The sequence below is a fragment of the Streptomyces sp. NPDC050732 genome, from assembly GCF_040654255.1.
Classification (GTDB): domain Bacteria; phylum Actinomycetota; class Actinomycetes; order Streptomycetales; family Streptomycetaceae; genus Streptomyces.
Window position 1 is genome coordinate 39,846 of record NZ_JBFAHP010000004.1, and the last position, 26,153, is coordinate 65,998.

18 protein-coding genes are annotated in these 26,153 nt (G+C 71.0%); 3 read left to right on the top strand and 15 right to left on the bottom strand.

Features of this window, described 5'->3' with window-relative positions; genetic code table 11:
- The 3 genes from AB0H82_RS05005 to AB0H82_RS05015 all read left to right on the top strand — a co-directional run bounded on the left by AB0H82_RS05005 (position 1) and on the right by AB0H82_RS05015 (position 5,205).
- Positions 1–2,385, top strand: a complete 2,385-nt coding sequence (locus tag AB0H82_RS05005) for a molybdopterin cofactor-binding domain-containing protein (RefSeq protein ID WP_362988900.1) — start codon at positions 1–3, stop codon at positions 2,383–2,385.
- Positions 2,386–2,534: 149 nt separating this feature from the next.
- Complete coding sequence (locus AB0H82_RS05010; RefSeq protein WP_362988902.1) at positions 2,535–3,992, top strand: NCS2 family permease; 1,458 nt, start codon at positions 2,535–2,537, stop codon at positions 3,990–3,992.
- Positions 3,993–4,053: 61 nt separating this feature from the next.
- Positions 4,054–5,205, top strand: a complete 1,152-nt coding sequence (locus AB0H82_RS05015) for an XdhC/CoxI family protein (RefSeq protein ID WP_362988904.1) — start codon at positions 4,054–4,056, stop codon at positions 5,203–5,205.
- A 23-nt stretch (positions 5,206–5,228) separates the two neighbouring features.
- Here AB0H82_RS05015 and AB0H82_RS05020 read toward each other — a convergent pair whose 3' ends face one another.
- The 15 genes from AB0H82_RS05020 to AB0H82_RS05090 all read right to left on the bottom strand — a co-directional run bounded on the left by AB0H82_RS05020 (position 5,229) and on the right by AB0H82_RS05090 (position 26,122).
- Positions 5,229–5,663 carry an SRPBCC family protein gene (locus tag AB0H82_RS05020; RefSeq protein ID WP_362988906.1) on the bottom strand — a complete coding sequence of 145 codons (435 nt, stop codon included), beginning with the start codon at positions 5,661–5,663 and terminating at the stop codon, positions 5,229–5,231.
- 35 nt (positions 5,664–5,698) lie between these two features.
- Positions 5,699–6,508 (bottom strand): polysaccharide deacetylase family protein, encoded by an 810-nt coding sequence (locus tag AB0H82_RS05025; RefSeq protein WP_362988908.1) that lies wholly within the window; start codon positions 6,506–6,508, stop codon positions 5,699–5,701.
- 78 nt (positions 6,509–6,586) lie between these two features.
- The gene (locus AB0H82_RS05030; RefSeq protein WP_362988909.1) at positions 6,587–7,138 is read right to left on the bottom strand and encodes a hypothetical protein; all 552 of its coding nucleotides are present in this window, start codon (positions 7,136–7,138) and stop codon (positions 6,587–6,589) included.
- A 36-nt stretch (positions 7,139–7,174) separates the two neighbouring features.
- Positions 7,175–7,606, bottom strand: coding sequence for a hypothetical protein (locus AB0H82_RS05035; protein WP_362988911.1), 432 nt, complete (start codon positions 7,604–7,606; stop codon positions 7,175–7,177).
- A 24-nt stretch (positions 7,607–7,630) separates the two neighbouring features.
- Positions 7,631–8,440 carry a hypothetical protein gene (locus AB0H82_RS05040; protein ID WP_362988913.1) on the bottom strand — a complete coding sequence of 270 codons (810 nt, stop codon included), beginning with the start codon at positions 8,438–8,440 and terminating at the stop codon, positions 7,631–7,633.
- A gap of 49 nt (positions 8,441–8,489) precedes the next feature.
- Positions 8,490–9,137 carry a hypothetical protein gene (locus AB0H82_RS05045; RefSeq protein WP_362988915.1) on the bottom strand — a complete coding sequence of 216 codons (648 nt, stop codon included), beginning with the start codon at positions 9,135–9,137 and terminating at the stop codon, positions 8,490–8,492.
- Between the two features lie 37 nt (positions 9,138–9,174).
- Positions 9,175–10,752 carry a hypothetical protein gene (locus tag AB0H82_RS05050; protein WP_362988917.1) on the bottom strand — a complete coding sequence of 526 codons (1,578 nt, stop codon included), beginning with the start codon at positions 10,750–10,752 and terminating at the stop codon, positions 9,175–9,177.
- 9 nt (positions 10,753–10,761) lie between these two features.
- Complete coding sequence (locus tag AB0H82_RS05055) at positions 10,762–12,276, bottom strand: aminotransferase class V-fold PLP-dependent enzyme (protein ID WP_362988919.1); 1,515 nt, start codon at positions 12,274–12,276, stop codon at positions 10,762–10,764.
- 805 nt (positions 12,277–13,081) lie between these two features.
- Positions 13,082–15,325, bottom strand: coding sequence for a glycosyltransferase family 39 protein (locus AB0H82_RS05060; protein WP_362988921.1), 2,244 nt, complete (start codon positions 15,323–15,325; stop codon positions 13,082–13,084).
- Positions 15,326–15,437: 112 nt separating this feature from the next.
- On the bottom strand, positions 15,438–19,268 hold the full coding sequence (locus tag AB0H82_RS05065; RefSeq protein ID WP_362988923.1) for a hypothetical protein: 3,831 nt from the start codon (positions 19,266–19,268) through the stop codon (positions 15,438–15,440).
- Between the two features lie 85 nt (positions 19,269–19,353).
- On the bottom strand, positions 19,354–20,952 hold the full coding sequence (locus AB0H82_RS05070) for a glycoside hydrolase (RefSeq protein ID WP_362988924.1): 1,599 nt from the start codon (positions 20,950–20,952) through the stop codon (positions 19,354–19,356).
- Positions 20,953–21,008: 56 nt separating this feature from the next.
- Positions 21,009–22,448 carry an RICIN domain-containing protein gene (locus tag AB0H82_RS05075; RefSeq protein ID WP_362988925.1) on the bottom strand — a complete coding sequence of 480 codons (1,440 nt, stop codon included), beginning with the start codon at positions 22,446–22,448 and terminating at the stop codon, positions 21,009–21,011.
- 28 nt (positions 22,449–22,476) lie between these two features.
- A complete protein-coding gene (locus AB0H82_RS05080) occupies positions 22,477–24,240 on the bottom strand; it encodes a beta-galactosidase (RefSeq protein ID WP_362988927.1) in 1,764 nt (587 codons plus the stop codon).
- Positions 24,241–24,271: 31 nt separating this feature from the next.
- Positions 24,272–25,174: a carbohydrate ABC transporter permease gene (locus tag AB0H82_RS05085; RefSeq protein ID WP_362988929.1), complete on the bottom strand. Its 903-nt coding sequence runs from the start codon at positions 25,172–25,174 to the stop codon at positions 24,272–24,274.
- 3 nt (positions 25,175–25,177) lie between these two features.
- Positions 25,178–26,122 carry a sugar ABC transporter permease gene (locus tag AB0H82_RS05090; protein ID WP_362988931.1) on the bottom strand — a complete coding sequence of 315 codons (945 nt, stop codon included), beginning with the start codon at positions 26,120–26,122 and terminating at the stop codon, positions 25,178–25,180.
- Positions 26,123–26,153: the final 31 nt, after the last annotated feature.

The following is a 26,153-nucleotide window of genomic DNA, read 5'->3' on the forward strand; positions in this document are numbered from 1 at the left end:
ATGGCTGGCACCACCACCGGCATCCCCGCCAACGTCACCCAGGGTTCGCAGACCAAGGGCGGCGTCGGCGAGTCGATGCTGCGCCCCGACGGCACCCTGAAGGTCACCGGCGAATTCGCCTACTCCTCGGACATGTGGCACGAGGAGATGATCTGGGGCCAGGCCCTGCGCTCCACGGTCGCGCACGCCGAGATCGTGTCGATCGACGTGTCCGAGGCCATGGCCCTGTCCGGCGTCTACGCCGTCCTGACCGCCGACGACCTGCCGGCCGCCAAGAACTACGGCATGGAGTACCAGGACACCCCCGTCCTCGCCTACGGCAAGGTCCGCCACCACGGCGAGCCCGTCGCCCTCGTGGCCGCCGACCACCCGGAGACCGCGCGCCGCGCCGCCGCGAAGATCAAGATCGAGTACCGGGAGCTCCCGGTCATCACGGACGAGGCGTCCGCGACCGCCCCCGACGCGATCCTGGTCCACGAGAACCGCGGCGACCACCACGCCGCCCACTCCCCGCACCCGAACATCGTGCACCGCCAGCCGATCATCCGTGGCAACGCCGCCGAGGCCGCCAAGAGGGCCGACGTGATCGTCAAGGGCGAGTACACCTTCGGCATGCAGGACCAGGCCTTCCTCGGCCCGGAGTCCGGCCTCGCCGTGCCCGCGGAGGACGGCGGCATCGACCTCTACGTGGCCACCCAGTGGCTGCACTCCGACCTCAAGCAGATCGCCCCGTGCCTCGGCCTCCCCGAGGAGAAGGTGCGCATGACGATGGCCGGGGTCGGCGGCGCGTTCGGCGGCCGCGAGGACATCTCGATGCAGATCCTCGCCTCCGTGCTCGCCCTGCGCACGGGCAAGCCCGTGAAGATGGTCTACAACCGCTACGAGTCCTTCTTCGGCCACGTCCACCGGCACCCGGCGAAGCTCTACTACGAGCACGGCGCCACCAAGGACGGCAAGCTCACGCACATGAAGTGCAAGATCGTCCTGGACGGCGGCGCCTACATGTCGTCGACCCCGTCGGTCGTCGGCAACGCCTCGTCCCTCTCGGTCGGCCCGTACGTCGTCGACGACGTGGAGATCGAGGCGATCGGCCTCTACACCAACAACCCGCCCTGCGGCGCCATGCGCGGCTTCGGCGCGGTCCAGGCGTGCTTCGCGTACGAGGCGCAGATGGACAAGGTCGCCGCGAAGCTGGGCATGGACCCGGTGGCGTTCCGGCAGAAGAACGCGATGGAGCAGGGCACGATCATGCCGACCGGGCAGCCGGTCGACTCGCCCGCCCCCGTCGCCGAGCTCCTTCGCCGCGTCAAGGCCCGCCCGATGCCGCCCGAGCGCCAGTGGGAGTCCAGCGAGGGCGCCGACGTCCGCGCGCTGCCCGGCGGCCTGTCCAACACCACGCACGGCGAAGGCGTCGTCCGCGGTGTCGGCTACGCGGTCGGCATCAAGAACGTCGGCTTCTCCGAGGGCTTCGACGACTACTCGACCGCCAAGGTGCGCATCGAGGTGATCAACGGCGAGCCCGTCGCCACGGTCCACACCGCCGCGGCGGAGGTCGGCCAGGGCGGTGTCACCATCCACGCGCAGATCGCCCGCACCGAGCTCGGCGTCCAGCAGGTCACCATCGCCCCCGCCGACACCCAGGTGGGCTCGGCCGGTTCGACCTCCGCGGGCCGCCAGACGTACATGACCGGCGGCGCCATCAAGAACTCCTGCGAGATCGTCCGCGAGAAGGTCCTGGAGATCGGCCGGCGCAAGTTCGGCTCGTACCACCCGGCGTGGGCCAACGCCGAACTCCTCCTGGAGGGCGGCAAGGTCGTCACCGACGGCGGCGAGGTCCTCTCCACCCTCGTGGAGGTCCTGGAGGACGAGGCCGTCGAGGTCGAGGAGGTGTTCAGGCACCGCCCCACCGAGGCCTTCGACCTGCGCACCGGACAGGGCAACGGCCATGTGCAGTACGCCTTCGCCGCGCACCGCGCGGTCGTCGAGGTCGACACCGAGCTCGGCCTCGTCAAGGTCATCGAACTGGCCTGCGCCCAGGACGTCGGCAAGGCGGTCAACCCGCTCTCCGTCATCGGCCAGATCCAGGGCGGCACCACCCAGGGCCTCGGCGTCGCGGTGATGGAGGAGATCATCGTCGACCCGAAGACCGCGAAGGTGAAGAACCCCTCCTTCACGGACTACCTGCTCCCGACCATCCTCGACACCCCGACCATCCCGGTCGACTACCTGGAGCTCGCCGACCCGCACGCCCCCTACGGCGTACGCGGCATCGGCGAGGCCCCCACCCTCTCCTCGACCCCGGCGGTCCTCGCGGCGATCCGCGCGGCCACGGGTCTGGAGCTCAACAAGACGCCGGTGCGGCCCGAACACCTCACCGGTACGTAGCAGGAAGTGCTGGGGGACCGTCGTCCCCCAGCCCCCTCTCTGAGGGAGATGTCGTTCGTCTCGGGCCGTCCCCCGGGTCGTGCAGCCAACGCACCATCCCAAATCCCGCGACTCCGCGGGTGCCCCTGTGAACCTTGGGAGTAGGCCCCATGACCCAGTCGTCAGTGGAGCCCAAGACCACCGCAGAGGACGCGGGCTCCGGCTCACGCGTCCCGGCCGGCAGGTCTTGGCTCGACCGGTACTTTCACATATCCCGGAGAGGATCCACGGTCGCGCGCGAAGTGCGCGGCGGCATCACCACCTTCATGGCGATGGCGTACATCGTCCTGCTCAACCCCCTGATCCTGTCCGGCAAGGACGCGGCGGGCGACACCCTCGGCCAGAAGGCCGTGATCACCGCGACGGCGCTCGCCGCGGCGGTCACCACGCTCCTCATGGGCTTCGTCGGCAAGGTGCCGCTCGCCCTGGCCGCCGGACTCTCGGTGTCCGGTGTGATCTCCTCGCAGGTCGCGCCCGAGATGACGTGGCCGCAGGCCATGGGCATGTGCGTGATGTACGGCGTGGTGATCATGCTCCTCGTGGTCACCGGGCTGCGCGAGATGATCATGAACGCGATCCCGCTCGCTCTCAAGCACGGCATCACCATGGGCATCGGTCTGTTCATCGCCATCATCGGCCTCGTCAAGGGCGGCTTCGTGCACCCCGGCAAGGCCACCCCGCTCTCCCTCGGCCCCGCCGGTGAACTCTCCGGCTGGCCCGTGCTGCTCTTCGCGGGCACCCTGCTCCTCATCTTCATGCTGCAGGCGCGCAACACCCCCGGCGCGATCCTGATCGGCATCGTCACCGGCACCGTGATCGCCGTCGTACTCAACGCACTCGACGTGATCGACCCGAAGCAGTGGGCGAACGGCGCCCCCGAACTGCACGGCAGCGCGGTCTCGTCGCCCGACTTCTCGCTCATCGGCGAGGTCGAGTTCGGCGGCTGGGGCGAGGTCGGCGCGATGACCGTCGGCATGATCGTCTTCACGCTCGTGCTCGCCGGCTTCTTCGACGCGATGGCCACCATCATCGGCGTCGGCACCGAGGCCAACCTCGCCGACGAGAAGGGCCGCATGCCCGGCCTCTCCAAGGCGCTGTTCATCGACGGCGCCGGCGGTGCCATCGGCGGCGTGGCGGGCGGCTCCGGCCAGACCGTCTTCGTCGAGTCCGCGACCGGCGTCGGCGAAGGCGCCCGCACCGGCCTCGCCTCGGTCGTCACCGGCCTCTTCTTCGCGGCCTGCCTCTTCTTCACGCCGCTCACCGCGATCGTGCCCCAGGAGGTCGCCTCCGCCGCGCTCGTCGTCATCGGAGCGATGATGATGATGAACGCCCGGCACGTCGACTGGGCCGACCGCGCCACCGCCATCCCGGTCTTCCTGACCGTCGTGCTCATGCCCTTCACGTACACCATCACCACCGGTGTCGCGGCGGGCGTCATCTCCTGGGTCGCCATCAAGGTCGCCCAGGGGAAGGCCCGCGAGATCGGCGCCTTCATGTGGGGCCTGACGGTGATCTTCATCGTCTACTTCGCCCTCAACCCCATCGAAGGATGGCTGGGCGTCCACTGAGGCGCCGGGCCCTCCGCACACCCGTAGAGCTCCGCGCTCTGTGAGCCCCGAGGAGGCCGACATGCTGGACATCGCCGACGAGCTGAACCGGTGGGTCGGGCAAGGACGTGACTTCGCCGTCGCCACCGTGGTGGCGGTCGGCGGGAGCGCGCCCCGGCAACCGGGCGCCGCGCTCGCCGTCGACAGCGAGGGCACGGCGATCGGCTCGGTCTCCGGCGGATGTGTGGAGGGCGCCGTCTACGAACTGTGCCGGCAGGCCCTGGAGGACGGCGAGACCGTCCTCGAACGCTTCGGCTACAGCGACGACGACGCCTTCGCCGTGGGCCTGACCTGCGGCGGCGTCATCGACATCCTCGTCACCCCGGTCCGCGCGGACACCGCGTCGAGGCCGGTGTTCGCCGCGGCGCTCGCCGCCGCCTCGGCGGGGGAGGCGGCGGCCGTCGCCCGCGTCACGTCCGGGCCCGCGGAACTTCTCGGCCGCGCCCTCCTCGTACGCCCCACGGGGGAGTACGAGGGCGGGCTCGGCGGCCACCCCGAGCTGGACCGTACGGTGGCGGGGGAGGCCCGCGCCCTGCTCGACGCGGGCCGCACCGCGACCGTGGAGATCGGCGAGGACGGCTCCCGGTGCGGGCGGCCGCTGGTCGTCCTGGTCGAGTCGAGCGTCCCGCCGCCCCGCATGATCGTGTTCGGCGCGATCGACTTCGCGTCGGCGCTGGTACGGATGGGCAAGTTCCTCGGCTACCACGTCACCGTGTGCGACGCGCGGCCCGTCTTCGCGACGGCCACGCGCTTCCCGGACGCCGACGACATCGTCGTCGACTGGCCGCACCGCTACCTGGAGCGCACCCAGGTCGACGGCCGCACCGTGCTCTGCGTGCTCACCCACGACGCCAAGTTCGACGTCCCCCTGCTGCGGCTCGCCCTGCGCCTCCCCGTCGCCTACGTCGGCGCGATGGGCTCGCGCCGCACCCACGAGGACCGCAACGCGCGCCTGCGCGAGGTCGGCGTCACCGAGCTGGAGCTGGCGCGCCTCCGCTCGCCCATCGGCCTCGACCTGGGCGCCCGTACGCCCGAGGAGACGGCCCTGTCGATCGCCTCGGAGATCGTCGCCAACCGCCGGGGCGGCAGCGGGGCCTCCCTCACCGGCGCCCACACGCCCATCCACCACGACGCATCGAGCCGGCCTTCGGGGCGCATCGGCTCCGTCGCCTGAAAGACTCCTTTGCCGGTCGCCGGTCAGGGTGTAAGGAGTCCGTCCACCGCGCGGCCGAACACCCGGCGCGACACGGACGACAGCACCCCGTCGCACAGCGCGGGCAGCCACCGCACGCGGAGGTCCTCACGCCACACCACCGCGGAGCCGCCGGCCGTGGGGTAGACCTCGATCTCGGCCCAGCCCGTCATGAACGTCCCCCGCTTCTCCAGTCGGCACCGCCCCGCCGCTGTGCCGTCCGGCGGGCACCACTCGACGACCTCCATCACGTCGTCGAAGCCGACGGGGCCGAGCGCGCTGCGCGCGACGAAGACCGTGCCCGCGTGGGTGGGCGGGGGAGTCCGGACCGTGATGCGGGTGAGCGGGACGACGTCGGCGTGCCGCTCCCACGCGGTCAGCCGGCGCCACGTATCGGCGGCGGGCAGAGGCGTGTCTCGGGTGATCTGGAAGATGGCCACGCCCCGAGCGTGCCACGTGTTCCGAAAGACACGCCCTAGCGGTAGATCTTGCCCGGCTCGGCCTTGCCCGGCGCGAGGAGCTGGGACACCGTCACGAAGACGTATCCGCGCTTCTTGAGCTCGGTGATGACACCGGGGACGGCCGGGACCGTGCCCTTGTAGATGTCGTGCAGCAGGATGATGCCGTCCCGCTTCGTCTGGTCGACGACGCGCTTCTGGATCAGCTTGGAGTCATTGGTCGTGTAGTCCTTCGCGGTGACGGTCCACAGGACCTCCGAGAGGCCGAGCTCCTTGGAGATCTTGTTGACGTCGTCGTTGGTGCGGCCCTGCGGCGGGCGCATCAGCGTCGGCTTCTTGCCGATGAGCTTCTCGATCGCGTCGTTGGGGCGCTCCAGCTCGCGGCGCGCCTCCTTCGGGCTGATCTTCGTGAGGATCTTGTGCGACCAGGTGTGGCTGGCCACCTCGTGCCCCTCGGCGTCCATCTGCTTCACCAGCTCGGGGTACTTCTCTATGTGGTTCTTGCCGAGCGTGAAGAAGGTGGCGGGGACCTTCTCCCTCTTGAGAATGCTCAGCAGCCTGGGCGTGTTCTCGCTGGGGCCCGCGTCGAAGGTCAGCGCCACGCACTTGGCCCTGCGGCAGTCGACGGTGCCGAACTTCCCCTGCTCCGCGGCCTTCGCGTCCGCCGCGCCGTTGCGCACGGAGCTGGGCGACGTGGTGTCGAGCTTGGTGCACCCGGTCAGCGCGAGGGCGAGAGCCGCCCCCGCCGCGAGGACGGGGGCGGTGCGACGCAACCTCTTGGCCGAGCGCGTCGTCTTGAAGGCGGAAGGTGTGTTCACGGCAGGCATGCAAGCACTATACACAGGGCGTATACACCCCGTGCATAGTGGCTGCGGTGGTGTCGCTGCTCGCGCCCGACGCGCCGTCTAGACGGGGATCACCCGGATCGACGGATGGATGGCCGTGTTCAGGTACAGCCTCTCCTTCTTGTTCTCCTGCTCCAGCTCCATCACGAGCCGGTACCGGTACAGGCCGGGCTTCGCGGTGCTCATGACCGTGCCGGCCCAGTAGTAGTAGACCGGCGTGAACTTGTCCCGCATGCGGTCCGGCATCCCGTAGATCTTCAGCTCGTTGAAGATCCGGCGCTCCGCCACGTCCTCCTCGTCACCCAGCTCGGTGTCGAGGAACACGATGTTGTTGATCTTCGGCATGGGCGGCCAGGTGCCGTCCAGGCGCTTCTCCATGTCGATCGGGCGGACGATCCAGTTGATCACCTGCCCCTGCTTGCACACCGTCTCCAGCGACGAGGTGCCCTGCCCCTTGCCGCCGATGCTGTTGTCCATCATGTACATCGAGTCGCTCAGCGAACCCGTCGCCGTCGCCCGCTCCATGTTGATGAGCGTCACGATGTTGAGCTGGACCGAGTTCAGCTGGCCGGGGTTCTGCTTCTCCACGCCACCGCGCGTAGTGGTGCTCACCCGTTCCTCCTTCGCGTACGCCGTCATGACTGGCCCCTAGCCGACGAGGGACGACGACAGGGTGGTGGTGATCGGCTCGTCCCTCGTGCCCAGCTTGAACTTGATCTGGTACGTGAACGTCCCCGGGTCCGCCTTCTTCACCGTGGCGATCCAGTACGACACGTCGGTGCCGGGGTACACCTTCCGCACCGGCTCGCAGATCTCACGGTCGATCACGATGTCCTCGATCGACACGTACGCCTCGCACTCCAACGCCAGGCAGTTCCAGAGCAGTTGGTCGCCGCGCTTGACCTTGGTCAGCAGCTGCTCCGTGCCGAACCCGGTGGATCCGCCGGCCCGGTTCGTGTCGTACATGTACAGGTGGCCGTCCATGTTGCCGGCCGCCAGGGCGCCCACGCAGTCCACGACGGCGGTGATGGAGATCGGCCGCTTCACCGCGGTCTCCCGCGGCTTCGATTTGGTCGTCATCAGGTCCTCCTCGTCCGGTGGGGGTCAGGCGCCGCGGGCCGGGCGCGAGGGCGGGATGGGGAGCTGGCCCAGGCCCGCCTTGGTGAAGGCGTTGCGCCGCGGCTCGGAAGTGATCTTCAGGGCCGACGCGCACGTCAGGTTCACGGGTTCCCACCGGAGTTCGCCGTTGGCCTGCGACAGCCTGTGCAGCTGGATGCGCATCGTGTACGAGTACGTCCCCGGGCGGGACGTGTCGACCGACGCCGACCAGTACCAGCCGTCGGTCACCATGTCCGGGGAGCCGTACTCCGCCGGGTACATGATCTTCGCGTCCACGGCCTCGCCGTAGATGTCGGTGATCACCGGGGCCGGCGGGCTGGCCGCCGCCGTGGCGTCCTCGGTCACGACCTGGCCCATGACGTCCACGATCTTCTGCCCGGACAGCCGGCCGCGGGTGCGCCGGGTGGTCTTGACCCGGGTGCCCACGCTCCGCCGGATGCGGTTGAGCTCCGCGGCGGCGTCGGCGCCCGGCACCGTCGACTTGGCGGCGAGCTCCTGCAGTTCGGCCAGCGCCTGCTCGTCGGTCTGCCGCGCCCGCTCGGTCTCGTAACCGCGCGGGACGGTCGGCGGGATGGAACCGAGGCTGTACGGCAGCCAGTTCAGGACCTGCTCGCTGGCCTGCGAGCCGTCCCGCCAGTAGGAGCCGTGGATCGCGGTCACCAGCTCGCCGGTCCCCTGGTTCTCGGAGCCGTGCAGCTTCATGTTGTCGAACAGATAGGTGTTGCCTTCGAGCGTGCTGGTGGCCAGCGCGTTGCCGACGTCCACGAGCACGATGATCGCCAACTGTTGGGGCATGATTCCGCCTTCGTCGTCGTTCCCGGCTTTGCCGTCGTCGTGCCGACCGCTACTGACACATCAACGCGGGTGAATCGATGGTCATGACGCTGTTGTCGCCCTCGTACATCTGGAGTTCGAGGCGGTACTGGTAGGGAACGCCCGGTGTCATCCAGTGCGGCACCACTCCGGTCCACACGTCGAGGTCGAGCTTGTCGCCGTCGGACTCCTGCGAGGAGTGGGGCTGGTGGGACTGGTAGCTCTGGTTGGGCTGGTTGGGCTGGTTGGGCTGGTGGGCTTGTGCGCCTGCGCCTGCACCTGTGGCGTCCGTGGGGCCTGGCCCCGGGACCGCTGTACCCATGCCGGGGGCGCTCGGCGGGGCGCTGACGGTGGCGGGGCCGCTGTGCGTGCCGGGTCCCTGCTGTCCGGGCTGTTGCAGCCGACTCTGCTGTCCCTGCTGCCCCTCGTGCCCTTGCTGCCCCTCCGCGGGCGTGAACGAGATGCTCTTGATCTCGACCGGGGTCTGCAGGTCGACGGCGAGCGCGGTCCAGGACACGACCTGGCCGGGCTTGACGACGGTGACGAGATTCGGCGTGCCCTGGTGGGTACTGTCGAACGGGCTGTCGTCCACCATGCAGAGGTTGCCGTCGTACAGCGACTTGATCGACAGCGCTCCGATGACGTCGACGACGGCGATGATGTTCACCTGCGACTTCATTCCGCTCCTGTTCATTCCACTCCCTGTTCTCGGGTGCCTAGCCGCGGTCCCGGACCAGCGGGACCTTTCCGACGGCGGTCCGCTCGATCTCGGCGGACAGCCTGGGCACGAACTTGAGCTGGAGGGTGTATCCGGTCCTCTCGATCGACGCGGCGTTCGCCTCGCCGTGGTTGAACAGCGACAGGGCGCGCGGCAGCGCGTTCACGAAGACCTGCTGGAGGCCGTAGGGGCCGAGCATCGTGTCGGCGCGGTAGGTCATGCCGAGCACGTCGTCGACCGCCGCGTAGAGCGTGATCGTCCTGCCCTCCCGGTGGTTGACGAACTGGACGTCGTGCGCCACCGCGTCCAGGTCCACCACATCGGCCGCCTTCAGCTCGTCGCGCAGTGCGGCGTAGGCCCGCGCCGCCGAGTACTGGCTGTCGTTGAGGTGCAGTATGTCCCCGGTGCGCCCCGCGAACTCGAACTGCCGTGTCTTCAGGCCCGGTCCGTCCGTGCGGGGCCGCTGGATCATCCGGTCGCCGAGCTTCAGCCGCAGCAGCGGCGTCTCGTGCGCGTGCAGGCGGGTGACGACGAGCTCGCCCTCCTCGCCCTCGGGGACCTGGCGGCCCTCCGCGTCGACGATCTCGATGAAGTGCAGACCAGGCACCGCGGACAGCCAGGGCGACGCCGCGTCGAGCTGCAGGCCGATGGTCTCCGCCTGGGTGGCGGCGAAGTAGCTGAGGATCGCGAGGTTCGGATACAGCGCCTGCAGCTCCACCCGCTTGCGCTGCGGCAGCACCCCGCTGCCGTACAGAGCGACGCGGAAGCTGTCGCGGTACTCCTGGCGCATGCCCGCGCCGAGTTCCGCGAGGATCGCGATGCCCGCGGAGATGCCCATCAGGGCCTTCGGGCCCCGGTAGGAGAACATGTGCTCAAGGACGGGGGCGGTGACGGGTCCCGCGCCCACGTAGTTGACGCCCGGCACGTGCTGGAGCACGCCGCCGACCATGGTGCCGCTGCTCCACATCTGGTAGTCCGCCAGCGTGGTGAAGAGCCACTTGGGATCGGTGCCCGCGAGGTGCCGGGCGAGCTGATAGGCCCCCATGAAGCGGCCCGCGATCTCGTACGTGTCCTTCAACTCGCTCAAGGCGTAGACGACTTCGAGCGGCTTGCCGCCGCTGGTGCCGCCGCTGGCGACGATCTCGAACTCGCCGCGGCTGAGCGGCACCACCATGCCCGGCCGCGTGTCCATGAAGAAGTCGCGCTGGACGTCCTTGTCCGACAGCGGTATGCGCTGCCACTCCTCGTAGGTCTCCGGGGCGTGCGTGATGCCGGCGCCCCGCAGCCGCTCCCGCCACAGCGGATTGAGCAGCACGGTGTTCACCATCTGCTGGAGCCGGCGCAGCACGACCGCGTCCTGGATCTCGTGCGGGATCTCGCTGTACAGCGTCTGGCAGACCCGCTCGCACTCGCGCATCTTGCTCGCGAAGGAGGGGAGCACGGTGACGGCCTCGACGGATTCCGGTTGCAGCTCCCAGTCGGGGATGAGCCAGTTGGCCAGTTCGCGGGCGCCGCCGGGAGCCGGTGCGGGCGGTGGGACATGCGTTGCCTGTGGAGCGTGAGATGTACTCAACATCCGTCCCCTCTACGCTTTACCTGTTCCTTTTTCTGTTCCGTTTGCTGTGTCTTGCGCTCCTGTTTCTGATCCGGTCAGGAGGTCCTGGGCCGTCCTCCTGATTTCGGAGAGCAGCATGCGGAAGTGCTCGCCGGTTATCCGGTGGTTCATCATGACCACGCGCAGGGCGGCCACTCCGTCCACGTTCACCTTCGAGATGAAGAAGTTCCCCTCGAATTTGACGCGGTTCCTGATGGCGATCTGCAGGCGGTGCACGTCCTTCTTGTCGAGGCCGGGCGGATGGTAGCGGAAGCAGAGAATGTTCGCTTCCGGGCGGTGCAGGGTCTCGAAGTCGGGATCGGCCCGCACGGCGTCATGGGCCTCCCGTGTCAACTGGCAGAGGTACTCGATTTTCTCCGCGAACAGAGCCCGTCCGTAAATGGCCCACAGCGCCCACAGCGTCATGATCATCGGGCGCTTCGTGCACTCGAAGTTCTTTCCCCCGCTGTCGAACGCGGTGTAGATGTCCTGCTCCTCCTCGAACACATAGCTGGCCTTCTGCCGGAATGCCGAGAGCGCGCGCTCCTTGTTCCGGTAGAAGAGCATCGTGCAGGGGGAGGGCACGAACATCATCTTGTGCGCGTCCCAGGTCAGGGAATCGGCCTTCTCGATCCCGCGGAGCCGGTCGCGGAGGGTGTCCGAGACGAGCAGGCTCGCGCCGTGCGCGCCGTCGACGTGCAGCCACAGGTCCTTCTCGCGGGCCACTTCGGCGAGTTCGTCGATCGGGTCGAAGGCGCCCACCGACGTGCTCCCCGCCGAGGCGACGATGCAGAACACCTTGAGGTTCTGCCGCTCGGCCGCCTCCAGGGTGGCGCGCACCTCGCTCGGGCAGATCTGCTGCTGCCGGTTGAGCGGCAGGCGGACGAGCTGGGCGTCGCCGATGCCGAGCACACCGGCCGCCCGCGCCACGCTGTAGTGGACGTCGGCGCCCACCGCGATGGCCGGCCTGGGCTGCCCGCGCACCGCGGAACCCCCCTGTGACCAGTAACCGGGCAGTTTCTCGTTCCTGGCCGCGAGCAGCGCCGTCAGGTTGGCCAGGGAGCCGCCCGACGTCGTGATCATGGTGAAGTCGTCCGGGTCCCACCCGATGAAGCGGTTCAGCTCGTCGGCCATGATCCGCTCCACGGCGCTGGGCAGCTGGCCCGCCTCGTAGAACGAGGCAGGCTGGTTGACCACGGAGCTCACGAAGTCGATGACGCCGGCGAGCGGTACGACACCGGAGAACTGCCGCCCCATGTAGCCGGGGGAGTGCACCTGGATGCCCGTGCGGATGTACAGGTCGATGATCCCCGCGAGACGCTCCTCGTCGAAGGCGGTGATCTTCTCGTGCTCGGTCGTCATGAGAGCTCTCGCGGCCTGGGACAGCGTCGCGGGCTCGATCAGTTCGAGGCCCCTGATCGACAGGTCCGACAGATGTTTCTCCAGCTTCGCGAGCGCGGTCTCCGAATGCTCCCGGAACTGCTGTGGATCAAAGGCTTCCAGCAACAGGCCGCTCCGGTCCGACAGTGAGCCCCTCCGTTCCGCTTCGGGATCGCTCGATAGAAATTCCGTCACTAGGGTCCCCCCTTGGAAAGCCCCCGTGTAACCCGACATGGACGTTCCGGCACGCGCCGGCCGGACAGGGGGCAGGTTTTCATCGAGCGGCAGAGCGCAGGCTTACCGACCGGCTGGTCAAACCGGACGGTAACTCCTTTCCTGCGGCGCGCGTTCGGCGTCGGCCGCACGGATTCCCCCTCGAATACGTCTGCGCAGCGGCCATCTCTCCGGCATGGTCAGTGCCTGCCCCCACGGCAACAACCGTAGGCGGTCCGGATTCAACGAGAAATCGAAAGTCCGGGGTCTGTCCGAAAGGGAGCGCGGACCATCTGATGGTTTGTCAATCAACTGTGGTCCCACGCGTAACCGGAGGCATCGGGAACTTCACGCCCGCTCCACCCTTTTCGGACACCATGCCGTCGGCATGTGCACGGCAGATAGGCAGAAACGCAGGACCGGGGGCAGGTGCCGGGCGGTGCAAGACGTTTCCTGCCATTCTCCGCCCCGTCCGCGGGGCCGCCCCCGCCCGGCCCCGGCGGCGTCCTGTTCAGAGCGGGTCGCTCCCGCTCCGTCACGGGGATCCGGCCACGAGAAGTCCACGGCGGACGGCAATATCGAACGGATGAGGGGCCGAATACACGGGGTGCGGTGACCGCACCGGCGGGTCACGCCGGGGCGGCCACCGCTCCTCCCCCGTTCCCGATGGGGCGTGCCGTGGCCGGCACGCCGCGTGGTCGTGGTGCGCCCCGTCCGGTCAGGAGCTCGTGGCGTCGGACGGTGCGCAGCGGTACAGGGTCTGCTCGGGCGCCGTCGGGCCGGCTTCGTCCAAGGGGCCTGCGTCCCGGGTGCCGTCGCCCCCGCTCCCGCCGTACGCCCGCGGGTCGACCTCGGCGCACGCCGACACGACCCAGGCGCTGATCTCCGAGGTCTGCACACCTCGGTCGCTGACCAGGGCGAAGCGGAGGTCGCCGGCGGCGACGAGCTCCCGGTATCGGGAGAGCGTGACGGAGTCGTCGTGCAGCCCGGCGAGCGGCAGCACGGACGCGCCTTCGGCGTAGATGTAGGGGGCCGAGGCTTCCCAGGTCTCGGTGGACAGGGCGTACGCCGTGCCGCCGTCGCGTTCCTGGACGTAGCCGAGCAGCCTGCTCTGGGTGGGCGTCGGCGTGGTGCGGACGCTGACGTCGGCGGCGCGTACGGTGCGTGTCCCCGTCGCGATGCGGATGTCCTTGGCCGGTCCGGCGTGGGCGTCGACCGCCGTCCCTCCGTACCGCTCGTTCAGCACGGACAGCGACCATGCCGTCGGCGCGGCGAACATCGCGACGCAGCCGGCGAGCAGTCCGGCGAGCGCGGTCCCGCGACTGGTCCCCCGCAGCGGGCCGAGGGCGAGGACGGCGCCGAGCGCGGCCACCACGACCAGCGGCACGAGCCAGGGGACGAAGTCCGTGTGTCCGGAGGCCAGATGGACCGTCCAGGCGGCCTCGACCACGATCACGGCGGGCAGGACCCAGGCGCGCGGCCCCCCGGCCGCGGCACGGTGGGCGCGCCACAGCGCGACCGTACCGGCGGCGGACAGGGCGACGAGCGGAGGCGCGAGGACGGCCACGTAGGCGGTGTGGGGAAGGTTGCCGAGTGCGCTGAGCACCGCGGCCGCCGTGAGGAGCCAGGTGCCCCACATCAGATGTCCGGCGCGGCCCTGATGGGTGCGGGCGGCCTTGCGGTGCCGGGCCAGCCCGATCGCCAGGGAGATCAGCGCGAGCGGGTACAGCCAGCCGATCTGGGGTGTCAGACGGGGGCTGCGGAGAAGCTTGAGCCAGAGGGACGTCTTCGACGGTGCCCCCGGGCCGGCCTGGGCGCCGGCCGGCGTGGCGCCTGCCTGCCCGGCCCGGCCGCCGTCCCGGGGCGGCGAGCCGGTGGCTCCGTTCGACGGCGTGCCCGACGGCCCGTCGGAAGTCCCCTTGGACGGCCCGCCGGGCGTTCCGGCCGAGGGATGTCCCGACGGCCCGGCCGTGCGCCCCTCGGAGGGCCCGCCGGACGGCCCCCGCCCGCTGTCGGTCGCGGCGGGCTTGCCCTGCTTCCCGCCGCTGCCCCAGAGCCCGTTGCTGCTGACGGGCGCCGCACCGTCGACCAGCCCCGCGTGCAGCCGGTTGAAGCCGTTGTAGCCGAAGACCATCGCGGCGGCGCTGTTGTCGGTGGAGCCGTCCGCGTACGGTCGGTCGTCCTCCGGTGTGAAGGTCATCAGGGCCACCCAGGACAGCGACACCGAGAACATCACGACGCCCGCCACCGCCAGCTGGCCGATCCTGCGCCGCAGCCGGACCGGCGCCGCCACGAGATAGCCGACGAAGAGCGCGGGCACGATGATCCAGGCCTCCATCATCTTCGCCTGGAAGCCGAGCCCGACCCACAGGGCGCTCAGCAGCAGCGACCGCAGCCGGGCGGTGCCCACCGCCTTCTGGTACTGGTCGGCGGCGAGCACGAGGCACAGGGTGAGCGAGCCGTCGAGCATCGCGTGGCCGAACATGGAGGCCAGCACGGGCGTCACCGTGAGCAGCCCCGCGGCGAGCAGCCCGGCGGCGGGCCCCTGCCAGCGGCGCACCAGCCGGTACATCACCAGGACGGAGATCACTCCCATGACGCACTGGGGCAGTGTCAGCGCCCAGTCGTGGAAGCCGAAGATCCGCGCCGAGAGCGCCTGCGGCCACAGGAAGCCGCCGATCTTGTCCAGGGTGAGCGTGGCGGACGGATCGAGGCTGGTGAACAGGAACGCCTCCCAGCTCACCGACATGCTGCGCGCGGCCACCGAGTAGTAGGGGGCGAAGCCGCTGTTCGCGATGTTCCACGTGTAGAGCAGCGCGGCGAGCGCGGCGATGCCCAGGAGCGCGGGCCTCGCCCACCGGGGCTGATCGGCGGGGGAGCGCCAGAACAGCAGCCGGTGCCGTGTCGACGAGCCCGGGGAGGGGCGGGTCGTGCCGGTCGCGGTCGTCGTGAGAGACGTCATGGCCATGCTTCTACCGGTACGGGGTTGTCCGGGGTCGGCCGGCAGACACCGGACAACAAGCCCCGGACAAAGGGTCCCGGACAGTGCGGTCGCCCAGGTGGCGGCGGTCGCGTCAGCGCACGCACGCCCTGCGGGGCCACTCGCCGCCCGGGGCGTCGAGGTAGCGGGCGCGTTCCTGCCGGGTCAGGTCCCTGCGGAGCGAGCGGCAGATCCTGTCGAGCGCCTCGTCGGCGTTGCGGAGCACGCCCCACAGGCGCAGTGTGCCGTCCTCGCCGCCGCTGGCGACGGTGTGTCCGTCGGGGCTGAACGTCACGGACCAGACCGTGCCCTCGTGCCCGGCCAGCACGGTGTTCTGCAGTCCGGTGGCCGCGTCCCACAGCCGCACCGTGCCGTCCCGGCCGCCGCCGGCCACCGTCCGCCCGTCCGGGCTGAACGCCACCGACCGCGCGCCGCGGAGCTTCCCCGTCAGCGTGGCGCGGGCCGTACCCGTGGCCGTGTCCCACAGCCGTACCGTGCCGTCCTCGCCGCCGGCGACGGTGCGTCCGTCCGGGCTGAACGCCACCGTGCGTATCGGTGACGTGGTGCCGGTGCGGACCGAGCGGGTCTCCCCGGTGGCGGCGTCCCACAGCCGCAGGGCCCCTTCGTCGCCGCCGACGGCGACGGTGTGCCCGTCGGCCCCGAACGCCACCGACCACACGGTGCCCTGCTGCCCCTCCGACACACCACGGGGTGCCCCGGTCACCGCGTTCCACAGGCGTACGGCCCCGCCGTCACTGCCACCGCCACCGCCACCGCCACCGGCGACGGTGCGCCCGTCCGGGCTGAACGCCACCGACCGCACGGGTCCCTGATGTCCCGTCAGAATGCCCCGCGCCTCACCGGTCGCCGCGTCCCACAGCCGTACGTTCCCGTCGTCGCCCCCACTGGCGACGGTGTGTCCGTCGGGACCGAACGCCACCGACCGCACCGGCCCCCGATGCCCTCTCAGCACTTGCCGCGCCCTGCCGTTGGCCGCGTCCCACAGCCGTACGGTCCCGTCGCGGGCGCCACCGGCCACCGTGCGGCCGTCCGGGCTGAACGCCACCGACCCGACAGGCCCCTGCCGGCCCGGCACCGCGATGCGCTCCTTGCCGGTGGCCACCGCCCACAGCCGTACCGTGCCGTCCCGGCCCCCGCTGACCACCGTGCCGCCGTCCGGGCTGAACGCCGCGGCGGACACCGTCCCCCTGTGCCCGGCCAGCACGGCGCGCAGCGCCCCGGTCGCCGCGTCCCACAGCCGTACGGTGCCGTCGTGCCCGCCGCTCAGGACCGTGCGCCGGTCGGGGCTGAACGCCACCGACTCGGCGTCCCTGCGGCGTTCGGCGAGGGCGCCGCGCTCCTCGCCGGTGGCCACCGACCACACCCGTACCGTGCCGTCGCGGGCGCCGCCGGTCACCGTACGGCCGTCGGGGCTGAACGCCACCGACTCCACGGCGCTGTGCCCTCCGGACTCCGTGACGCGCGTCCCGCCGGTCCTCGTGTTCCGCAGCCGTACGGTCCCGTCCCGACCGCCGCTGGCCACCGTCCGCCCGTCCGGGCTGAACGCCAGGGCGGACACCGCACCCTGATGCCTCGTCACCGATCCGGGGCCGTCCGTCGCGCGCCGCTCCTTGCCGGTGGTCACCGCCCACAGGCGTACGCTGCCGTCCTGCACGCCGCCCGCCACCGTGCGGCCGTCCGGACTGAACGCCACCGCCCCCACATCCCCACGCCTCCCGGTGTCCACGGCGCGCGACGCCCCGGTGGCGGTGTTCCACAGCCGTACGGTCCCGTCGTCGCCCCCGCCGGCGACGGTGTGCCCGTCCGGGCTGAACGCCACGGAGGACACCGGGCCCTGATACCCCCTCAGCACCTTCGACGACTCGCCCGTCACCGTGTTCCACAGGCGTACGGTGCCGTCCCGGCCTCCACTCGCCACGGTCCGCCCGTCGGCGCTGAACGCCACCGCCCGCACATCGCCCCGGTGTCCGGCCATGCGCTGCTGGAGCGGGAGCGAGGCCGCGGCGAAGAGGCCGGAGGTCGCCTCCGCGGTGGGGTCGACCCGATAGGCGTAGACCGCGAGGAGAGAGGCGAGGTCGGACTCCTCGGAGAGGAGCGCCGCCGACTGCGCCGCGAGCTGCCGGGACAGGGCGCTGCGCTGCTGGGCGACGGCCTCGCGCCGGTGGCCCTCACTGGTCCGGTACTGGTCCCAGGCGAGCAGGCCGGAGAGGAGCGCGAGCAGCAGCAGGACGGACAGGGCGAAGGTGAGCCGGCGCAGCCGCCGCGTGGTGCGGGCCGCGGCCAGCCGCTCCCGGTCGCGTGCCGCGCCGCTCGCCGTGAGGAAGTCGCGTTCCAGTGCGGTCAGTCCGCTGTCGGGAGCGGCGAAGGAGTCCTCGGCCGCGTCGAGCCGTGTGCCGCGGTACAGCGCCCCCGGATCGCGGTGCTCCCGTTCCCAGGCGGTCGCCGCGTCGCTCAGCCGCTGGCGCAGCAGCAGCTCCGCCCGGTCCTCGTCGATCCACCGCCGCAGCCGCGGCCAGGCCTCCAGCAGGGCCTCGTGCGTGAGCTCGACCGTCTCCGTGTCCAGGGTGATGAGGCGGGCCCCGGCCAGCGCGTCGAGGACCGTCTGCACGTCGGCGGGGTCGGTGCCGAGGGAGTCCAGGTCGGCGCGGGCGAGGCGGCGCCTGGTGGCGTCGGTGCCCTCGCCGATCGCGACGAGGCGCAGCAGGAGGGTCCGGGCCAGCCGCCGCTGACCGCGGTCGAGTCCTGCGTGGACCGCCTCCGCGGTCTGGGCCAGGGCGTGCCGGATGCCGCCGGCGGCCTCGTACGCGGACAGGGAGAGCGTGGAGCCGCGGCGGCGGCGCCAGGTCTCGCGCAACGCGTGGGAGACGAGCGGCAGGACCGTGGCGCGGCCGGTGGCGTCGGCGATCACGCGGGCGAGGAGCGCCCCCTCGACGGTGCAGTCCGCCCGCGCGGCGGGCCGGCTGATGGCGCGGCGCAGCTCGTCGGTGGTCATCGGCCCCACCAGCAGCTGGGCGTCGCGCAACGCCTCGACGAGGTCGGGGTGGCGCGCGCAGCGTGCGTAGAAGTCGGCCCGTACGCCCAGCACGACGCGGGTGCGGCTGTTGGGCGCCCGGACCGCCGTGAGCAGCGCGGTGATGAACCGCGTACGCTCCCGGGCGTCGGAGCAGAGCGTGAAGACCTCCTCGAACTGGTCGACCACCAGGAGGAGTTCGGCGTCCGTGGCGCGGTCGGCCAAGGTCTTCAGGACGGTCAGGTGCAGGGCTCGCGGGTCCGTCGTGAGGTCCCTGCGCAGGGCGGTCGCCGAGCCGTCCGTGGCGGCGGCGAGCCGCGCGGCGCACTCCTCCAGCGGGTGCGCGCCGGGCGCGAACAGGACGGTGACCCACCCGGGCCCCGGCCCGGCCTCGACGCGGGGCAGCAGCCCGGCCCGCAGCAGCGACGACTTCCCCGACCCGGAGGCGCCGAACACGGCCAGGAAGCGCCGGGAGCGCACCCGTCCGACCAGGTCGTCGGTGAGCTGCTCCCGCCCGAAGAACCAGGCGGCGTCCTCCGGCTGGAACGCGGCGAGCCCGACATAGGGGCCGCGCCGGTCGCGGTCCCCGGCGCCGGGCGCCTCGTCCGCGCGGTCCGCGGCCGCGAGCCGGGCAGCGAGCGCGCGCCACCGGTCCTCCCACGCGGCCACGTCCCCGCCGCAGGCCCGCACATAGGCCAGCGTGACCGGCAGGCTGGGCAGCCTGCGGCCGCCCGCCGCGTCGGCCAGCGTCGTCGAGGAGTAGTGGGCGTCGCGGGCGAGGCGGCGGTACGGCGGGCTGCCCGCCTTCTCCCGCAGCCGCCGCAGGTCGGCGGCGAACTCGGTCAGCAGGCCACCGTCGTCGTCCAGCGGACGCTCACCGCGCGGCACCACCATCACCCCCGCCCCTCATTGTCCGGCCCGGCCGCCCGTCGCCGAGCCACCGGAACCGGACAAGCACGGACCGGGGGAGTGACGTCCGTCAGGAGGCGCCGTCGACGACGAAGCCGGTGACGGACTCGGCCGGCACGGTGAACGTGGCGCGCCCGTCCACCACCGGTACGGGGTCCCGCTCCTGGAGAGCTCCGCCCGCGCTGGTGACGATCGGGGTCATCGTGGCGTCCTGCGACACGTGGTCGAACTTGGAAAGGTCCACCGTCACCGCCCGCTCCTGCCCGGTGGAGTTGACGTGGACGACGGTGGCGCCCTTCCGGTCCGCGCTCACCGCGGCGGCGCTGGAGGTGTCGTCCACCGTCACGAGGCGGTCGCCCGGCCGGATGGTGTGGGTGAAGTTGCGGGCGGTGTCGAACTTGCTGTTGGTCCTGATCGGGCAGGTCTTCAGGGTGTCCTTGGCGGTGCAGTCGAAGGGGAGCTGGATGCTTCCCCAGTTGCCGCCCTTCGCGCTCTCGCCGCCGGGCTTCATGTTGTTGTAGTCCTCGACGGGCTGCCAGAACACCCAGGCCGACGGCTCCAGTTCACGCAGGTCGTCGACCATGTGCTGGGCGAGGCCGAGGCCGGACCTCATGTCGGTGAAGTCCTGCCCGTCCGGATCCCACTCCCCTTCGACCTCGCTCATCCACAGCGGCTTCTTCGCGGCCTTGGCCAAGTCCCGTACGACGGTGCGGTCCTGCGTGCCGTACGTGTGCACGTTGAGCTGGGCGACGAGGTCGCGGACCTCGGCGGGATAGGCGTTCCAGTTGCGCGCGAACAGGGTGGGGTTGGTCTCGTCCATCGCCGATATCTTCGCGTCCGTGCGGGACTTCGCCAGTGCGGGGGCGAGCGCGCGGATCACCTTCTGCTGGAGTTCGGGGCCCATGTGCGCTCCCTCCTGCCGCCCGCCGACGGGCCGGCCGTCGGGGCCGAGACGGGTGCTCCAGTAATTGGTGTTGGGCTCGTTGAAGGGGTCGATCGTGTCGACCTCGATCCCGTGCGCCTTCTCCAGGCGTTCGGTCGCGCCCGTGAGGTAGGCGGCGAAGTCGTCGACGGACTCGGTCTTGAGCTGGTCCTCGGTGGCGTCGAAGCCACCGGAGACGTAACCGCTCTTCGTCATGAACCAGGGCGGCGAGTTGCTGAACGTCTCCCAATGGTCGATCTCGCCCTTGACGCGGTCGACCCACCACCGCTGTGTCCGGTCGGCGCGGCGGTTCCAGTCGCGCGGATCGTCCGCGTCCCACCAGTCGGTGTCCTCGCGGGTGGTGCCCGCCGGCGCCTTCCACCAGCCCTGGACGGCTCCCCCGGGGCGGAGGTAGTCCTTGACGTCGGGTGCGTTGCCGCCGCCGATGTTGTAGCGGGCGATGTTGAGCGCGAGGCCGCGGTCGCCGAAGACGAGGTCGGCGAGCTTCTCGCGGACCTCGGCCGGGTAGCCGCCGGTGGCGTTGGCGAACCAGACCAGGCTGGTGCCCCAGCCCTCGAACTCCTCCTGGGCCAGGCCGGGGTCGGGCCGGACGGTGACGGACGCGGCGGTGCCGTCCTCCGTCGCGGCGGAGGGCAGGGGCGGGGCCGCGCCGAGAGCGGTCGTGGTGACCAGGGCCGTGGTGCCGAGGGCCGTGAGCAGCCGCGTACGCCGTGTGCGGTGTGCCATTGCGTTCCCTTCTGAGACGACGCCGGATTTCTTGCGGAGAGGGGCATTACGGGACGTCAGGCCGCGCGGCGCTCGAACCGCTGGTGGTCGCCGGTGCCGCACGACCACTGGATGAGCCGTGCGCCGTCCGCGGTCGACTCGTCGGCGACGTCCAGGCACTTGCCGCTGTGCCGGGCCACCAGGCGGTGGGTGGAGTCGCCCCGGTCCTCGAACCGCCACTGCTGGTGGGCGCCGGAAGAGCAGCGGTACTGGTGCACGGCGGCGCCGTCGGCGGTGGACTCGTCGGCCACGTCCAGGCACTTGCCGCTGTGCTGGGCGAGGACCCGGACGTACCCACCGCCCGCGTCCTCGAACCGCCACTGCTGGTTGAGTCCGCCGTCGCAGCCGCGCTGCACGACCCTCGCGCCGTCGTCGGAGGAGTCCTCGGCGACCTCGACGCACTTGCCGCTGTGCCGGGCGGCGAAGGTGTAGTGGGGGCCGCCGCCCACGCCGTCGACGGTCCCGGCGGCCGTGTCGACGGAGATCCGCGGGTACCACGGCAGACTCATGGTGGTCCTGGTCGGGAAGTCCAGCGGCAGCCACACGTACTGCGAGTCGTTGACCGTGCCGCCCATGGAGTTGCCCCAGCGGTCACCCATGTAGAGGTACGAGGTGGCCGACGGGCCCTGCACCGGCAGCACGAAGGTGGTCTGGGAGCCGTGGCCGTCGGCGTTGCCGGTGTCCTTCATGCCGCTCCACGGGCCGGTGAGGCTCTCGGCCGTGGCGTACTTCTGCTGGTTGGGGTTCCAGCCGCTGGTCCCCGAGGTCAGCATGAAGTAGACGCCGTCCCGCTTGAACAGCGCGGGCGCCTCACGCCACTGGCCCGGCCACGGGTCGGCCACCAGTTCGTCGTAGCCGGTGTAGTCGGCGTCGAGCCGGTAGATGTGCAGGTCGGCGTTGTTCTCGGTGGCCGTGATCTGGTACGCCGTGCCGTCGTCGTCCTGGAACAGCGTCTGGTCGCGTGACGTCGTGCCGCTCGGCGGCCGGAAGCTGCCCTTCCAGGTGTAGTCGCCGTCGACGGTGTCGGAGACCGCGACGGCGGCGCGGGCCTCGTGGTAGTCCTTGCCGTTCTCCTTGTGCATCCACATGACGAACTTGCGGGTGGCCTTGTTGTAGATCACCTTCGGCCGCTCGATGTTCGCGACGCCGAGCTCCGGAGCGCTGGACTGGGTCAGGACGTTCCTTCTGAACTCCCAGGTCTTCAGGTCGGCGGAGCGGTAGACGGAGACCGCTTTGAAGGTGTTGTCGGCGTGCCGGTTCTCGCCGAACCAGTAGTAGTGCGAGCCGACCTTGATGACGCCGCCGCCGTGGGCGTGGACGCCGTTCCCCGCGGTGTCGGTGAACTGCGTCCCGTTGGTCACGGTGACCGGCGCGGCGTGGGCGGTCGTCGAGGTGCTCAGGAGCAGGGCTAGACATGCACATGCCATGAAGACGGGCATGAGGGTGCGTTTGAGCATCGTGTCTCCTCTCAGGGGTCCGTGCCCTTCAGGGGGTCACCGGGCCGAGGTCGGGGGCCGCCACGAGGTGGGCCCGGGTGCCGGTGGTGGCCTGCAGCTCCAGGAGGACGAGGTCGTTGGGGCCGGGGCGCAGGACGGGCGCGGGGACGTACAGGGTGCGCTGCGGCCCGCGGTTCCAGTAGCGGCCCAGGTGGAAGCCGTTGACCCAGGCCTGGCCCTTGGTCCAGCCCGGCAGCGACAGGAAGGTGTCGGCCGGGGAGGTGACGTCGAAGGTGCCGTGGTGGAAGGCGGGCACCGAGTCGCTGGTCGCCGCGGAGGGGGTGAAGGGCACCGCGTCCAGGCCGTCGAGGGGCAGGGGGTGGCAGTCCCAGCCGCGCAGCACGGTGCCGTTGAGGTCGACAGGACCGAGCAGGCCCTTCGGGGCGCCGATCCGGGGGCCGTAGTTGACCCCGCCCATGTTCTCCACGAGCACGTCGAGGGCCGCACCCGCGCGCGGCACCCGGACGGGCAGGCTCTCCTCGTGGCGCTCGCGTTCGAGTACGCCGACGGGCGCGCCGTCGAGGAAGACCTGGGCCCGGTCGCCGACACCGCCCGCGAAGCGCAGCAGCCCGTCGCCCGCCTCGGGCACGGTGGTGCGGTAGAGCACGTACCCGGCCCGCAGCCCGAGTTCCTCCATCGTCGCCGGGAGGTCCGCCCGTACGGGCTCGGCCAGGGCGCGCGCGTACGGCAGGAGCGGCGCCCGGCGCGTCAACTCGACCGTGGAGGGCGGGAGTTTGGGCACCGGGCCCGGGACGGGCTCGTCCGGCACCGGCGCGTGGCGGGCGATGACCTCCCGGAAGGCGTGGTACTTGGGGCCGGGGTCACCGGACTCGGTGAGCGGGGCGTCGTAGTCGTAGGAGGTGACGATGGGGGAGTAGGCGTGGTCGTGGTTGGCGCCGTTGGTGAACGCGAAGTTGGTGCCGCCGTGGAACATGTAGATGTTGACCGAGGCGCCCGCCGCGAGCAGCGCGTCGAGGTCGGCGGCGGCGTCGGCCGCGTCCCGCACGTGGTGCGGCTCGCCCCAGTGGTCGAACCAGCCGATCCAGAACTCCGCGCACATCAGCGGTCCTTCGGGCTGGTGCTCGCGGAGGCGCGCCAGGGACGGGGCGACGCGGCTGCCGAAGGTGCCGGTGGCGAGCGTGCCGGGCAGGGTGCCTGCCGCCAGGTGCCCGGCGTCGGTCTGGTCGCAGGTGAACAGCAGCTCCTCGACGCCGCGCGAGCGCAGGGCCAGCTCCAGGTGTTTCAGGTACGCGGAGTCGTTGCCGTAGGCCCCGTACTCGTTCTCCACCTGTACGGCGACGACGGGGCCGCCGGACGCCGCCATGTGCGGCAGGAGCGGGGGAAGGAGGAGGTCGAGGTAGCGGTCGAACGCGTCCGTGAACCGGGGGTCGCTGCTGCGGAGCCTGACGTCCGGGTCCGCGGTGAGCCACGCGGGCAGCCCGCCGCCGTCCCACTCGGCGCAGATGTACGGTCCTGGCCGCAGCAGGACGTGCAGGCCTTCGGCCTGGGCGAGCCGCAGATAGCCCGGCAGGTCGAGGAGGCCGTCGAGGACGACAGGACCGTCGGGGTCGGGCTGGTGGAGGTTCCACGGCACGTACGTCTCGACCGTGTTGAGGCCCATGAGGCGCGCCTTGCGCAGCCGGTCGGCCCACTGGCCGGGGTGCACGCGGAAGTAGTGCAGCGCGCCGGAGACGATCCGGAACGGCTCGCCGTCCAGGAGGAAGCCGTCGGACGTCGTGGTCAGTGCGGGCATGCGGGATCTTTCCTTCGGCTACGGGGGTGTTCTATTCCTTGACGCTGCCCGCGGCCAGGCCTGACTGCCAGTACCTCTGGAGCAGCAGGAACGCGGCGATGAGCGGCAGGATGGTGAGGAGCGAACCGGTGATCACCAGATGGAAGACGGGATGGCCGCCGGCCGTCGCCGCCTGCGCGTTCCAGGCGTTCAGGCCGAGGGGCAGCGGATACCAGTCCGGGTCCTTGATCATGATGAGCGGCAGGAAGTAGTTGTTCCAGGTGTGCACCATCGTGAACAGCAGGACCGTCACGATGCCGGGGGCCAGCTGCGGCAGGCACACCTGGCAGAAGACGCGCAGCTCTCCCGCGCCGTCCACGCGGGCGGCCTCCATCAGCTCCGTCGGTATGGCCTCGGTGGCGAAGACCCACATCAGATAGAGGCCGAACGGCGAGATGAGGGACGGGACGATGACCGCCCAGGGCGTGTTGGTCAGGCCCATCTCGCTGAACATCAGGAAGGTGGGGATCGCGAGGGCGGTGCCGGGCACGGCGACCGCGCCGATGACGACCGCGAAGACCGCGCGCTTGCCGGGGAAGGCGAACTTGGCGAGGGCGTACCCGCCGAGGACCGCGAGGACGGTGGCGCCGCCCGCGCCGACCACCACGTACAGCAGGGTGTTCAGGAGCCAGCGGGTGAAGACGCCGTCGTCGTAGGTGAACGTCTCGGTGATGTTGTCCCACAGCGCGAAGTCGCCGCCGAACCAGAGGCCGAAGGACGAGGCCAGGCCCTTCTGCGTCTTGGTGGCGCTGATCACCAGCCACACCAGCGGCAGCAGCGAGTACACCACCATGAGCCCGGTGAGCGCGGTCAGCAGCACGCTGCGGCGGGGCCGGGCGACGCTGTGGCGCCGCCGGGCGCGCAGCCGGGGGGCGGGGCCGGCAGGGCTGGTCATGGTTCACGCTGCCTTTCGCATGCCGCGCAGCTGGACGACGTAGGCGACCACCATGGTGATCAGGCCCATGACGATGGCGACGGTCGCGGCGTAGTTCTGCTGCTGCCCGTTGAACGACAGCGAGTACGTGTAGAGATTGGGGGTGTACGAGGTGGTGATGGCGTTCGGCGCCAGGTTCTGCAGGATGCTCGGCTCGTTGAAGAGCTGGAAGCTGCCGATGATCGAGAAGATCGTGGCGATGGCCAACGCGCCCCGGATGGCGGGCAGTTTGATGGCGGTGATGACGCGGAGCTGACCTGCCCCGTCGATCTCCGCGGCCTCGTACAGGGAGTGGGGGATCACGCGCAGCGCGGAGTAGAAGATGAGCATGTTGTAGCCCGCGAACTCCCACGTGACGATGTTGCCGATGGACGCGAGGACGAGGTCCGGCGAGAGCGGGTCGGGCAGGGTGCTGTCCAGGGCGTGGTTCAGGTCCCCGACCAGGCCGAACCGGGTGCCGTAGAGGAAGCCCCACATGAGCGCGGCGACCACCGCGGGCACCGCGTACGGCAGGAATATGGCGATCCGGAAGAAGCTCTTTCCGTACAGCCTGCCGCTGTCCAGCGCGAGCGCCACCAGCAGCGCGAGGCCCAGCATGACCGGCACCTGCACGGCGAGGAACAGCCCCACCCGGCCGATCCCCTCCCAGAACTCCCGGTCCTGCAGGGCGCGTTGGTAGTTGTCCAGGCCCACGAAGGAGGTGCCGCCGATCAGCCTGTCCTGGAAGAGGCTCAGATACACCGAGTACGCGATGGGGGCGAGGAAGACGAGCGCGAAGACGAGGGCGAACGGGCCGATGAACGCCCAGCCGGTCCAGGAGCGCCGCGTCTTCCGTGCGGGGAGCGTCGGTCGCGCGGGGGCCGGGCGCGCGGGGGCCGGGCCCGCGGCCGCGGAGTGCAGAGTTGCCATGGTGTGTGGTGTGTCCTCGGTTGGGCCGGGC

What these genes read in the sequence shown, in the direction of transcription:
- AB0H82_RS05005 (WP_362988900.1), top strand. Translation starts at nt 1, where the DNA reads ATGGCTGGCACCACCACCGGCATCCCCGCCAACGTCACCCAGGGTTCG.
- AB0H82_RS05010 (WP_362988902.1), top strand. Translation starts at nt 2,535, where the DNA reads ATGACCCAGTCGTCAGTGGAGCCCAAGACCACCGCAGAGGACGCGGGC.
- AB0H82_RS05015 (WP_362988904.1), top strand. Translation starts at nt 4,054, where the DNA reads ATGCTGGACATCGCCGACGAGCTGAACCGGTGGGTCGGGCAAGGACGT.
- AB0H82_RS05025 (WP_362988908.1), bottom strand. Translation starts at nt 6,508, where the DNA reads ATGCCTGCCGTGAACACACCTTCCGCCTTCAAGACGACGCGCTCGGCC.
- AB0H82_RS05035 (WP_362988911.1), bottom strand. Translation starts at nt 7,606, where the DNA reads ATGACGACCAAATCGAAGCCGCGGGAGACCGCGGTGAAGCGGCCGATC.
- AB0H82_RS05040 (WP_362988913.1), bottom strand. Translation starts at nt 8,440, where the DNA reads ATGCCCCAACAGTTGGCGATCATCGTGCTCGTGGACGTCGGCAACGCG.
- AB0H82_RS05045 (WP_362988915.1), bottom strand. Translation starts at nt 9,137, where the DNA reads ATGAAGTCGCAGGTGAACATCATCGCCGTCGTCGACGTCATCGGAGCG.
- AB0H82_RS05050 (WP_362988917.1), bottom strand. Translation starts at nt 10,752, where the DNA reads ATGTTGAGTACATCTCACGCTCCACAGGCAACGCATGTCCCACCGCCC.
- AB0H82_RS05060 (WP_362988921.1), bottom strand. Translation starts at nt 15,325, where the DNA reads ATGACGTCTCTCACGACGACCGCGACCGGCACGACCCGCCCCTCCCCG.
- AB0H82_RS05065 (WP_362988923.1), bottom strand. Translation starts at nt 19,268, where the DNA reads ATGGTGGTGCCGCGCGGTGAGCGTCCGCTGGACGACGACGGTGGCCTG.
- AB0H82_RS05070 (WP_362988924.1), bottom strand. Translation starts at nt 20,952, where the DNA reads ATGGCACACCGCACACGGCGTACGCGGCTGCTCACGGCCCTCGGCACC.
- AB0H82_RS05075 (WP_362988925.1), bottom strand. Translation starts at nt 22,448, where the DNA reads ATGCTCAAACGCACCCTCATGCCCGTCTTCATGGCATGTGCATGTCTA.
- AB0H82_RS05080 (WP_362988927.1), bottom strand. Translation starts at nt 24,240, where the DNA reads ATGCCCGCACTGACCACGACGTCCGACGGCTTCCTCCTGGACGGCGAG.
- AB0H82_RS05085 (WP_362988929.1), bottom strand. Translation starts at nt 25,174, where the DNA reads ATGACCAGCCCTGCCGGCCCCGCCCCCCGGCTGCGCGCCCGGCGGCGC.
- AB0H82_RS05090 (WP_362988931.1), bottom strand. Translation starts at nt 26,122, where the DNA reads ATGGCAACTCTGCACTCCGCGGCCGCGGGCCCGGCCCCCGCGCGCCCG.